Raw genomic sequence first — 13731 nt, forward strand, 5'->3', positions numbered from 1 at the left:
ATCCGGTGACAGACTTAACGGCTGCCGATGACACCGCAACCACCGACGAAGACACGGCGGTGAATGGCACCGTAGCGGGTAACGACAGCACCACCAGTGGCGGGGCTCTGACCTATGCGGTGGCCAGTGGTGTAGCGAACGGCACGTTAGTCTTCAACACCGACGGTACGTATACCTACACGCCAAACGCGAACTTTAACGGCTCGGACAGCTTCACCTATACGGTGACCGATGCGGCCAGCGGCGAAACCGCAACTCAGACGGTAACGATCACGGTCAACCCTGTGACTGACTTAACGGCTGCCGATGACACGGCGACCACTGACGAAGACACCGCGGTAAACGGTACAGTAGCCAGCAATGACTCCACTACCAGTGGTGGAGCCCTGACCTACGCAGTCGCGAGCGGTGTGAGCAACGGTACGTTAGCCTTTAATGCTGACGGCACCTACACCTACACGCCGGATGCGAACTTCAACGGTTCGGACAGTTTCACGTATACGGTGACCGATGCGGCCAGTGGCGAGACTGCCACCCAGACGGTAACGATCACGGTTAACCCTGTGACCGACCTGACGGCTGCCGACGATACAGCCACTACTGACGAAGATACGGCGGTAAATGGCACGGTAGCCAGCAACGATTCCACTACCAGTGGTGGCACCCTGACCTATGCGGTAGCCACCGGTGTGAGCAACGGTACGTTGGTGTTCAACACCGACGGCACCTATACCTATACGCCAAATGCTAACTTCAGTGGCAGTGACAGCTTTACCTATACGGTAACTGACGCGGCGAGCGGCGAGACTGCCACCCAGACGGTAACGATCACCGTGAATCCGGTCACTGACCTGACCGCTGCCGACGATACAGCCACTACTGACGAAGATACCGCCGTAAACGGCACGGTTGCGGGCAACGACTCCACCACCAGTGGTGGCACCTTGACCTATGCGGTAGCCACCGGTGTGAGCAACGGTACCCTGGTGTTCAACACCGACGGTACTTATACCTATACGCCAAACGCGAACTTTAACGGTTCCGATAGCTTTACCTACACCGTGACCGACGCGGCCAGTGGCGAGAGTTCTACGCAAACTGTCACGATCACAGTGAATCCGGTGACTGACTTAACTGCTGCAGACGATACGGCCACTACTGACGAAGATACCGCGGTAAACGGCACGGTAGCGGGCAATGACTCTACCACCAGTGGCGGCCCGCTGACTTATGCAGTGGCGAGCGGTGTAGCGAACGGCACTCTGGTGTTTAACACCGATGGCACCTACACCTACACGCCAAATGCCAACTTCAACGGCAGCGACAGTTTCACGTACACGGTAACTGATGCGGCCAGTGGCGAGAGTTCTACGCAAACTGTCACGATCACAGTGAATCCGGTGACCGATCTGACGGCTGCCGATGACACGGTAACCACCGACGAAGATACCGCGGTAAATGGCACTGTAGCGGGTAACGACTCCACCACCAGTGGCGGCCCGCTGACCTATGCAGTCGCCACCGGTGTAGCGAACGGCACGTTGGTATTCAACACCGATGGCACCTACACCTACACGCCAAATGCGAACTTCAACGGCAGTGACAGCTTCTCTTACACGGTAACCGACGCGGCGAGTGGCGAAAGCTCTACGCAGACGGTAACGATCACGGTTAACCCAGTGACAGACCTGACGGCTGCAGACGACACCGCAACCACCGATGAAGATACCGCTGTAAACGGCACGGTGGCAGGCAACGACAGCACGACCAGTGGCGGAGCTCTGACCTATGCGGTAGCCACCGGTGTAAGCAACGGTACCTTGGTATTCAACACCGATGGCACCTATACCTACACCCCGGATGCTAACTTCAATGGTTCGGACAGCTTTACTTATACAGTAACGGATGCGGCCAGCGGTGAGAGTTCTACGCAGACGGTAACGATCACGGTTAACCCAGTGACAGACCTGACGGCTGCAGACGACACCGCAACCACCGATGAAGATACCGCTGTAAACGGCACGGTGGCAGGCAACGACAGCACGACCAGTGGCGGAGCCCTGACCTACGCAGTTGCGAGCGGTGTAAGTAACGGCACTTTAGCCTTTAATGCCGACGGCACCTACACCTACACGCCAAACGCGAACTTCAACGGTAGCGACAGTTTCACGTACACGGTAACTGATGCCGCCAGCGGGGAGAGTTCTACGCAGACCGTCACGATCACCGTGAACCCGGTGACAGACCTGACTGCAGGGGATGACTCGACAACTACCGACGAAGACACCGCCGTAAATGGCACCGTTGCAGGCAACGACTCCACCACCAGTGGCGGCACGCTGACCTATGCAGTGGCTACCGGTGTAAGCAATGGCACCCTGGTATTCAACACCGACGGTACGTATACCTACACACCAAACGCTAACTTCAATGGCAGCGACAGCTTCACCTACACGGTGACCGACGCGGCTAGCGGCGAGAGTTCTACGCAGACCGTAAACATCACGGTTAATCCTGTGACTGACCTGACCGCGGCTGATGATGCGGCAATTACGGACGAAGACACCGCGGTAAATGGCACGGTGGCGGGCAACGACTCCACCACCAGTGGCGGAGCCCTTACCTATGCGGTGGCGACCGGTGTAAGCAACGGCACCCTGGTGTTTAACACCGACGGTACCTATACCTACACCCCAAATGCTAACTTCAATGGCAGTGACAGCTTCACCTACACCGTGACCGATGCGGCGAGCGGCGAGAGTTCTACGCAGACCGTAAACATCACGGTTAACCCTGTGACGGATCTGACCGCTGCAGACGATACGGCAACCACCGACGAAGACACCGCCGTAAACGGCACGGTAGCGGGCAACGACTCCACCACCAGTGGCGGAGCGCTGACCTATGCGGTAGAAACCGGTGTAAGTAACGGTACGTTAGCCTTTAATGCAGACGGCACCTATACCTACACCCCGAATGCTAACTTCAACGGCAGCGACAGCTTCACTTACACCGTGACCGATGCGGCCAGTGGTGAGAGCTCCACTCAGACCGTGACCATTACGGTTAATCCGGTGACCGACCTGACGGCTGCAGACGATACCGCAACCACCGACGAAGACACTGCCGTAAATGGCACCGTTGCGGGTAACGACAGCACCACCAGTGGCGGCACACTGACCTATGCGGTAGCGAGCGGTGTAGCGAACGGCACTTTGGTGTTTAACAGCGACGGTACTTATACCTACACGCCAAACGCGAACTTCAACGGCAGCGACAGCTTCACCTACACCGTGACCGATGTGGCGAGCGGCGAGAGCCTGACCCAGACTGTGAATATTACGGTTAACCCTGTGACGGATCTGACCGCTGCAGACGACACGGCAACCACCGACGAAGACACCGCAGTAAATGGTACGGTGGCGGGCAACGACTCCACCACCAGTGGTGGCACGCTGACCTATGCCGTGGCGAGCGGTGTAAGCAACGGTACGTTGGTGTTCAACACCGATGGCACCTATACGTACACGCCAGATGCCAACTTCAACGGCAGCGACAGTTTCACCTACACCGTGACCGATGCGGCGAGCGGCGAAACTGCCACCCAGACCGTGACGATCACCGTGAATCCAGTAGCGGACTTAACGGCTGCAGACGACACCGCAACTACCGACGAAGACACGGCAGTAAACGGCACGGTAGCCAGCAACGACTCCACCACCAGTGGCGGAACGCTGACCTATGCAGTGGCGACTGGCGTGAGCAACGGTACGTTGGTGTTCAACACCGATGGCACCTACACCTACACCCCAGATGCCAATTTTAATGGTAGCGACAGCTTCACCTACACGGTAACGGATGCGGCCAGCGGTGAGAGTTCTACGCAGACGGTAACGATTACCGTTAACCCGGTCACCGATCTGACGGCTGCGGATGACACCGCGACTACTGATGAAGACACTGCCGTAAACGGCACCGTCGCGGGCAACGACTCCACCACCAGTGGCGGAGCCCTGACCTATGCAGTTGCGACTGGCGTGAGCAACGGCACCCTGGTGTTCAACACCGACGGCACCTATACCTATACTCCGGATGCGAACGTCAACGGCAGTGATAGCTTCACCTACACAGTGACCGATGCGGCCAGCGGCGAAAGCTCTACACAAACCGTGACCATCACTGTGAACCCTGTAACGGATCTGACTGCAGCCGATGACACGGCAACCACCGACGAAGATACGGCGGTAAATGGCACGGTAGCCAGCAACGACTCTACCACCAGTGGCGGAGCCCTGACCTATGCAGTGGCGACTGGCGTGAGCAACGGTACGTTAGCCTTTAATGCTGACGGCACCTACACCTATACGCCTAACGCGAACTTCAATGGCAGCGACAGCTTCACTTATACGGTAACTGATGCGGCCAGCGGCGAGAGCTCTACTCAGACCGTTACCCTGACGGTTGATCCGGTTGCTGATCTCACCGCAGGGGATGACAGTGCTTCGACCGCAGAGGATGTTGCGCTGAACGGTTCTGTCGCCGGGAATGACAGCACCACCAGTGGCGGCACGCTCACTTATACAATGGCGACGGATGTATCTGATGGCACGCTGGTATTCAACAGCGACGGTACTTATACCTATACGCCGGATGAAAACTTCAGCGGCAATGACAGCTTTACATACACCGTGACAGACAGTCTGACCGGTGAAAGCCTGACTCGTACGGTAGCATTGCAGGTGACCCCGGTGGCTGATACACCGGACCTGTGGGTGGTGCCAAATGTTCAGGGGGTATATCAGCCGCTGACGCAGATAAATACTTCGGCCAATGTTTCTCAGTCGAACATTGAAAATCAGCTTGGCCTGAACAGCGGTGTGCTGGATACATTTAATCCGCCTTCCGGTGCGGTGACAGATAACGGCAACGTGAACGCGACCCGTGGCCAGGTGGTGACGTATGAAGCTAATCTGGAAAGCGGTGATACCCTCGCGCTGGACTGGACTTTCAATAACGGTGAAACCAGCCAGAACGATATCAGCCGTGGCTTTAACGACCTGGCGTTTGCGGTGATTACTGATCCGAACGGCAATACCACTATCGTACAGCTGAGCTCGTCAGAGCAGGTTTGGACCAGTTCAGGCGCGGGCAGTGCATCCGGTACTCAGTCCGTGAATGCGACTGTGCCCGGTACGTATCAGGTTTCCTTCATTGTTATGAATGGCCGGGACCAGAGTGTACATTCAAATCTGAATGTAACAGGCTATCAGCTGACCCAGTCTGATGGCACCGTACTGAATGAAGCGTCTGTACCACTGGCCATTTCCGCCGGTGTGACTGACAGTTCAGAAACCTTGACGGTACAGATCAGCGGTGTGCCTGCCGGGGCAACCCTCAGTGCCGGTACCAATAACGGTGGCGGTGTCTGGACGCTGACACAGGCTGAATTGGCCGGTCTGATGCTGACGCCTGCAAGCGGATTTACCGGAAATATCAACCTGACGGTGACTGCGACGTCTACGGAAACTGATGGTTCCACCAGTACGGCGACTGAGAATATTACCGTGAATATTGCCCAGACGACCAATAATCAGGCGGGTAACCAGGGCAACAATACGCTGAACGGTACCGGTAATAATGACAATATTGACGGCTCCGGCGGTAACGATACGCTGAACGGCAATAACGGTAATGACCTGTTATCCGGTGGTACCGGTAACGATACCCTCAATGGCGGCAGTGGGAATGACATTCTGGATGGCGGAATCGGTAACGATACCCTGAACGGTAATGCCGGCCATGATCAGCTGCGGGGCGGGGATGGCACCGACACCCTGACCGGTGGCAGCGGTAATGACATTATCTGGGGTGATGCCGGTGACGACATCATCTTCGGTGGTCTGGGTACAGATCAGTTGTCCGGTGGTGACGGAGCCGACCGCTTCACGTACCTGTCTTCAGATGTGGGTGGTACAGTTGAGATTGATACCATTTTGGATTTTGATCAGAGCGAAGGTGACGTGCTGGATCTCACCAGTCTGCTGAATACTGCGGAAACAGCCAATAATCTGGATGCTTATCTGAACTTTGAAAAAGTCGGTAACGATACTCTGGTGCATGTGAACAGTGATGGCGATTATGTCGCTGGGAATTCTGTGTCACAGGAGAGCTCCAAGGACGACATGGTGATCAGGCTGCAGAACGTTGATCTGACCAATAACGGCGGTAATACCGATCTGGATATCCTCCAGCAGATGCTGGCATCCGGCAGTCTGGAAACAATGTAGTCCTGAATATCAGGCGACAGACTGCATGAATAAAAAAACCACCGTCCTTTGCAGGCGGTGGTTTTTTATTGTCTGCGGTTAGGTGCCGGCTCTACCAGGGAATGGTGTTGCCGTTGTATTCCAGAAACTGCCCGCTCTGATCCGGTCCGGCCTGTAGCAGTATCTGTTGTAACCCGTTGACGCTTTCCGTCGTACTGATCAGCGCATTTGGCCCGCCCATTTCGGTCTGTACCCAGCCAGGATGCAGGCTGACGACACTGATATTCATCGGGGCCAGATCAACCGATAAGCTTTTCACTACCTGATTCACAGCGGTTTTAGACGAGCGATAAATGTATCCGCCACCGCCCTGATTATCCGCAATGCTGCCAACTTTACTGCTGATTACGGCAATCAGTTTTTGTCGGCTGGCTGCAACCTGGGAAACAAAGGCCTGAGCCAGCATCAGTGGTGCAATGGTGTTGGTTTCCAGCACATTCCGCCATGCCTGCGGATTAACGTCTCCGAAGCCATAACCTTTAGGACCGTACGATCCGGCGTTGCTGAGTAAAATATCGATGGGGGTATCTTTAAGCTGATCAGATAAAGCCGCGACCTGTGCATAATCCGTAACATCCAGCTCAAAGAGCTCGATATTGCTGTATTGTGCCGCCAGTGCCTGTAAGTCGCTGGCGTGCTGTGGCTGGCGGCAACAGGCCAGAACTCTCCAGTTACTGGCGGCAAACTGTCTGGTCAGTTCCAGTCCTATACCCCGGTTGGTACCGGTAATCAGAATTGTGGAAGTCGTCATTGTCGGGACTCAGTTATTTTTATCAGTCCCGGAGCATAGCAGAAACTCAGCTGCTATTGGTCGGTTCTCCGGCCTGTTGCAGTGCCCGTTGCCAGATGCTCTTCATAAAATTGCGTTCCCGGCTGTTCAGTTCAGGCCATTTAAAATCAAAGTTGATGCACGCTTCATCATGGGGGAGGGTACCGGCGTTTTTCAGCGTGCTGTACACCTGTTCGCTGGCAGGAAAGCTGTTGAGCTGTTGATAAATTGCCTGTGTCTGAAAATCATTATTCAGGGTGAAGTTAATCCACTCCTCGGCGATTTTTTTATGCTGAGGGCGGCCCTGTAAAGTCTTGCTAAGGGCGTAGCCATCAATCCAGACGGTGGTGCCTTCCCGGGGGCAGGCCATCTTCCAGCGTTCACCCTGTTGCCGTAATGCCGGGAAAGAGAATCCCCAGGATGTGGCCAGGGTATGACCGCTGAGGTCGCTGGCCAGATCGACACCGCCCCAGAGCTGGCTGGCATTGCTCACCAGCGTTGTCAGCATCTGCTTTATCTCAGGTGTGTTGAGTTTATCCACATTCTTGATGTCTTCGATACTCATGCCGGATGCGAGTGCCGCAATATAGATATTGGCTTCATAGTAATCGGAGTTCACGGTATATCTGCCGGCATATACCGGGTTCCACAGGCTTTTCCAGGAGCCGGGCGCGACAGGGAGTTGTTGTTGGTTATAGGCAAGCCCGTAAGGGCCGTAAGTCAATGGCACAAAGAATACGTCTTCACTGGCATCGGCATACCGGAGCGCTTTAAGGCGGGGCATCAGGCTTGCATAGTTAGGTACATTTTCCAGATTAATCGGCAGCAGCAGTTGCTGGCTGAGGAATTTATAACGTGAGTCATTAAAGACACTGTGGCTGGGGGCGATGATATCCACACGTTTCGCCCGGATGGTGTTAAAAAAGTCATCAGAGGAATCGACATAGGCGATTTGGATATTGAGGGACAGGCCGTACTTGTTCAGGATAATCTCCCGGAACTTGTCGACCTGTGAGACCGGTGCATAACCCTGCCAGGTAAGCATACGCAGGGTGAGCGGGTCAGCGGCCGGCGCAGTGCTGAAGGCTGTAAACAGCAACCACAGCAGGCCGGCGGTAAAGGTGTTCTTGCGAAAAAACGTTATCGGTTTGAGCATTGAATCCTCAAAAACGGGTATTACACTTCAGATTATAAGTAAGATTCAGCAGTGTGGAAGTTAAGGATCATCATTATAGGCAGTCTCATTTCCGAAGGTAAAAAGCCTGTACCACAGTGATTTAATGTCTTCTGCGATAGCAATCAGCACCGGCACCAGAATCAGCATCAGGGCCGTGGCAAACAGCTCACCGTAGGCTAATGAAGCGGCTGCGGGAATCAGATACTGCGCCTGTTCAGAGGTTTCCGACAGCAGAGGTACCAGGCCGATAACCGTGGTAGCAGTCGTCAGAAAGATTGCATTGAAGCGGCCGGTGCCGGCGTCCTGCAGGGCGTCGGATATGTCCATACCGTTGCGCCGGGCATCGTTATAGCGGGTCATCATCACCAGGCTGTCGTTTACCACCACGCCGGTTAGCGCGAGCATACCGAAAAATGACAAGAGTGACAGGGGCAGATCCATAATCATGTGTCCCATAGCCGCACCGATAAACCCGAAGGGGACTATCGACATAATGATAAACGGCTGCCAGTAAGACTTCAGCGGCACCGCCATCAGGATATAAATTAGTACAGCCGCAAGAATCAGTGCCTTGATGAGGTTCTTACGGATACCACCCATTTCTTCGAGCTCACCGGCAGGCAAGATTTCGACACCGGGGTAGCGAGCCTGCAACCGTTTGGCGTATTCACCAAAAATTGCCTGGCCGATTTCTTCCGGTGAGGTTTGACTGCGGTCAATGGCGGCGGAAACAGTATTTGTCCGTTTACCATTGCGCCGGTGCAGGGTGCCTGCTACATAGGTGCCTTTGAATTCAGCAACCGCATGCAGGGGGATCCAGGCACCGGTGCTGCTGCGTAACCGGGTTTGCAGCAAGTCGTCCAATGTGTCCCGGTCAGCCCTGGCGTTCTGAATCAGCACTCTGATTTCGTTACTGTCCCGGCGCAGTTTTTGTACTTCGGTTCCACCGAATGCGTAGCCAATCTGTGTGGCTAAAGATTCACTGGTGAATCCCAGCGTGCGGGCCTCGGGCCGTAAGCTTATTTCCAGTTCCGGCTGGCCGGTCACCAGGCTGTCGCGCAGTTCGCTTACCCCCGCGATTCCGGCCAGATAGATTTGCAGCTCCTGGCTGGCGGCGGCTAACTGTTGAGTGTCTTTACTTTGCAGACGAATCTGAAAACCGCCGGCAATATCTTCTGAACCGGCGAAAATCAGTTCAGTACTGCCTTCCAGTTGTCCAGTGTTTTCCCTCCATTGCCGGGCAATGTCCAGTACGCCCAGTGTTGGCCGGTCGGCGGTGGGTGTCAGTTCCGCAAATATCTGGGCAGATTTTGCGTTGGGTGCAATCAGAAACATGCTGCGGATGGGCGGTTTTTCCAGTCCGGCCTGTTGCTGCAAGTGTTGGTTAAGGGCTTCCCCGGTGGCCTGGATATGTTCAATGTGCTGGCGGGTCAGGCGGAAAGGCGCACGGGCGTCCATCACCAGATTGACCCGGATGAGCTGGCCTGGAACATCAGGGAAAAAGACTGTTCTTACCTTGCCCATATAGAGCATACCTAATCCCAGAGTACCGGCGGTGATAAACATCACCAGCACGGCATAGCGTTGCCGCAGGGCATGTTTCAGTAACGGGGCATAGATATGATCCCGGATGCCGAGTAGCCCCCGGCGGGCGGTTTGCTGAATCCGGCGCCACAGTCGGGCCAGTAAAAAGCGGGGCGGGTGGCTATCCAGATTCAGGTGAGCCAGGTGGGCCGGTAAAATAAATTTACTTTCGATCAGCGAGAAAATAAGCGCCAGAATAACAATACCGGAAAAGCCCGCCAGTACTTTGCCCAGCGGGTTATCCATCAGCAGCATGGGAACAAAAGCGGCAATGGTTGTCAGGATGCCAAATACAGTGGCCACCGCGACTTTTTCAACCCCGGCTTCGGTGCCGGCATACGCATCTTTATGTTTCAGGCGTTCTTCAAAAACACTTTCGCCAACCACCACCGCATCATCCACGAGGATGCCCAGTGCGATGATCAGACCGAAGGTGGTGATATCGTTGAGCGAGTAATCCACCCAGCCGGTACCGGCCACGGCCAGCGCCCCCATCACTGAGATTGGAATCCCCATGGCTACCCAGAAGGCCAGCCGGACTTTAAGGAACACCGACAGCATCAGCACCACTAACAAAAGACCCTGTACACCGTTGGTTTTCAACAGTTCAAGCCGGTCGGCAATGTATTCTGATGAATCCCCCCAGACAGTAATATCGACGTTAGCAGGCAGTTGTGGTTGAAACGCATCAATAACCTCATGCACCACGGCAGATATTTCCAGTAAGTTTTCTTTCTTGCCAACCAGTATTTCCATGCCGGTGGTGGGGGCGTTATTAAAGCGGAACAGAAAATCCCCCTCCAGAAATGTGTCCTGAATATCGGCAATATCCCCCAGTAAAATCTGGCTGCCATCCGGCCGTTCAATAATGGGAATGGTCGCGAACTGATGGCTGAAGCGGGCACGGTTATCTGTGCGCAGATACAGGGTGCCATCCCGGGTACGCAGGGTACCGGCACGGAAATCCAGAGAACTGGCGCGGATTTTTGCGGTAACGTCCGCAAGTGTCAGTTCTAACTGCCGGATTCGCTGTGGCTGAATCTCAATGCGGATTTCCCGTGGCTGGATTCCCCATGTGGTTAGCCGGGAAATTTCTTCCCGGGCCTGCAGGTTTTCTTTGAGGCGCTCGGAAAGGGTCTGCAAAGTTGCCAGATCGGTATCGCCATAAAGATTGATATACAGTGCAGGAATATCAAAACCGTCGGTTTCAATGACCGGGCGTTTGGCTTTTTCAGGTAGGTCCTGAACGCCGTCGATACGCAGGCGAACTTTATCCAGCAACTGTTGCAGGTCCTGTCCGCCGGCTTTACCTACGGTGATGAATGATGAGCCATTGGCAGACTCAGAGCTGATACTGCGAACGCCAGGAAGCCCTTCCAGTGACTGTTCGATCTTACGGGTAACCAGTTCATCCACCTGGGCAACCGTTGCCCCGGACCAGTCGGTACTGATCAGTACCGATTCCGGTGGGATTCTTGGAAAGCCCTCGATGCGGATTGTCAGGGTGGTCATTACCCCCACAAAGACAATAAAGGCCATCATTAGATTGGCGGCGACCGGGTTGTAGATAAACCAGCGTACGGCTGTTTGCATTGCTTATTCCTCCCTGCCGCTGACCCGCATACCCGGCAGAAATGCTGCCAGCGGGGTTGTGGCAATGCGCCAGCTGCTGATCTGGCTGTCAGGGTTACGGATGATCAGGCGACTCTGCATCCGGCTGATAACGTCGGGCATCAGGTGCTGCAACTGGCTGTTCCGGTCCAGATACCAGAGCTTTCCTGCCTGGGTCAGAGCGCTGGCGGGAATATTGAGGGCATCGGGAATGGTGATACCCGGTAACGCTACCCTGACAAAATCACCGGACAGTACCGGGCTTTCGGTGGCATTGCTGATTTCCAGAAATATCCGGTACTGGCGGCTTTTCTGATCCAGAAATCCGCCGCCCTGGCGGATGTCGGCGTGACCCAGCGGCCGGTTATCTTCAGCAAACAGCTGTGCCTGCCGGCCAGCGACAGGCTGTTGTAACAGTGCCCATTCGTTCCGGCTCAGCTCAACAGTCAGTTCCAGCTGACTGTCATCCACCAGGCGGATCATGGCATCCCCGGTATTCACGGTCTGACCGGGGCTGACCATCCGTTCTGTGATAAAGCCGGAGAAGGGTGCCAGGGTCGTCGCGTTTTGCAGTGTCAGGCGGGCTGCATTCAGACGGGCCTCAGCAGCAGCCACGGTTTTTTTAGCAACCCTGAGTTCCGGTAAATGCAGTGCCAGCTCGTTAGCGGGTTGGGTGCCGCGGCTTTTGTATTGTCGCCGTGCGGCGGTGGTTTTACTTTCCGCCCGTAACAACTGGCGGCGGGCATCCGCAAGCGCCTGTTCCGCCTGAGCAACTTCAGCGATATAAGGACTGTTCTCCTGACGGATCAGAACATTGCCTGCTTCTACGTGGCTGCCCGCCAGTGCGGCATCAGTCACCTCGGTAATCCGCCCGCTGACGGCGGCTTTCAGTTCTGCAGACCAGCGGGGGCGGACTTCGGCAAATGCGTTAATACTGATGCTGGCCGGTTGGGGAGTGACGGTTTCAAAGCTGACTACCGGCAGAGGCGGGGCCGCTTCGGTATGGCTGATATTAATAGTGTCTTCAGTGGTGCTAAGCCAGCCGATCACTGTCGCCAGTGCGGTAAAGGCGAAGATTAACCACAGCCAGCGACGGCGGGGAGCAACAGAGGATTGTTGAGTCATTGATTTATCCTGTAAAGAATAAAAGCTCTGGCGGGCCGGTTAACCGGCCAGCCTGCGCATCAGGCTTTCGGCCGGGCCCCGTTTAAAGTGGCGCGACCAGTAATATGAAAACAGCAGGGACAGGCCACAGAATACGATTGCTGTCATCAGCGAGGCGAAGACACTAAGAGTGCCTATTTCTCCCAGCAGTGCGACCGGCCCCATGCCAAGCAGAATATGGGCGATGTACAGGGTCAGGCTGTGACGGCCCGCCGGCGTTACGACGTTCAGTAATTTGCTGTGCTGTAACCGGTGGCCCAGCAACAGGCTGATACCGGTGATGGTTGTTGCTGCGCCACAGCCGGCGAGGAAATAGAGGGGCATCGGTGGCACAGCATCGGTGGTCGCCAGATCCGCCAATTCCGGATCAATACTGCTTAATAAGGGCATCAGCAGTGCACTGGCAAATTCAGCACCGGCAACAGCCGCTGTGCCTGCGGCGATTAACCACCACTGAGTGTTGCTTTGCTGCAACTGGCAGCGGCTTAGAACAATGCCGAAGAGTAAGTATCCCAGCCAGGGCGTGACCGGATGCCAGCCATTGAAGAACAGGTTGCGGATGAAGCCACCCGGGGTCCAGAAGTCTGTATAACTGAGGTCTGCAAAGTTCCAGCCAGCGCTGAAGTCTAGTGTGAGGATCAGTAACAGGCTGAAGATGTTCAGGCTGATGATGAGAGTGATCAGATAGCCAGTGCGAAGGGAGAGCAACAGTGCTCCGAAAAAGAAATAAACTGCGTAGTAATGAAGAATATCAGCATCGAAGATCAGCATATTCAGCAGACCCAGGACCATCAGAAATACTGACCGTTTCACTGTGACGACAGCAGTTGCAAAGGTTGACTGTTCACAGGCGGCCCGCATGCTCGCCAGCCCCAGGCCGATACCTGCCAGCACCACAAAGGTGGCGGCAGCCCTGCCTTCCAGCAGGCTTAACAGTTGTCCGAGTGTGCTGAAGTCGTTATCGGAGTCACCGCTGAAGACAATCCTGAAGTTGACGATGACCATCCCCACAAAGGCCAGAAACCGGGCAATATCCAGTCCGTCCAGCCGTGTGGTGTTCAGTGTGTGTGATTGTGACAGCGACACTCGCTAACTCCTGC

At 55.1% G+C, this 13731-nt stretch carries 6 protein-coding genes; 1 reads left to right on the top strand and 5 read right to left on the bottom strand.

Annotated features, from left to right (window positions below):
* Nucleotides 1-6287 (top strand): cadherin-like domain-containing protein (locus JYB63_RS10100; RefSeq protein ID WP_205657759.1); only part of this gene is annotated, 6287 nt, incomplete at its 5' end.
* Between the two features lie 91 nt (nucleotides 6288-6378).
* Here the strand turns inward: JYB63_RS10100 and JYB63_RS10105 are convergent.
* The 5 genes from JYB63_RS10105 to JYB63_RS10125 are packed head-to-tail and all read right to left on the bottom strand — an operon-like array spanning nucleotide 6379 to nucleotide 13717.
* On the bottom strand, nucleotides 6379-7077 hold the full coding sequence (locus tag JYB63_RS10105; protein WP_205657760.1) for an SDR family oxidoreductase: 699 nt from the start codon (nucleotides 7075-7077) through the stop codon (nucleotides 6379-6381).
* Nucleotides 7078-7123: 46 nt separating this feature from the next.
* Entirely contained in the window at nucleotides 7124-8251 is a 1128-nt protein-coding gene (locus tag JYB63_RS10110; protein WP_205657761.1) for an ABC transporter substrate-binding protein, read from the bottom strand.
* A gap of 60 nt (nucleotides 8252-8311) precedes the next feature.
* Nucleotides 8312-11449: an efflux RND transporter permease subunit gene (locus JYB63_RS10115; protein ID WP_205657762.1), complete on the bottom strand. Its 3138-nt coding sequence runs from the start codon at nucleotides 11447-11449 to the stop codon at nucleotides 8312-8314.
* A gap of 3 nt (nucleotides 11450-11452) precedes the next feature.
* The gene (locus tag JYB63_RS10120) at nucleotides 11453-12592 is read right to left on the bottom strand and encodes an efflux RND transporter periplasmic adaptor subunit (protein WP_205657763.1); all 1140 of its coding nucleotides are present in this window, start codon (nucleotides 12590-12592) and stop codon (nucleotides 11453-11455) included.
* A gap of 39 nt (nucleotides 12593-12631) precedes the next feature.
* Nucleotides 12632-13717: a DUF418 domain-containing protein gene (locus JYB63_RS10125; RefSeq protein ID WP_205657764.1), complete on the bottom strand. Its 1086-nt coding sequence runs from the start codon at nucleotides 13715-13717 to the stop codon at nucleotides 12632-12634.
* Between the last annotated feature and the right edge of the window lie 14 nt (nucleotides 13718-13731).

Origin of the sequence: Aliamphritea spongicola, from assembly GCF_017051665.1 — a bacterium.
GTDB classification, from domain to species: Bacteria; Pseudomonadota; Gammaproteobacteria; order Pseudomonadales; family Balneatricaceae; genus Amphritea; species Amphritea spongicola.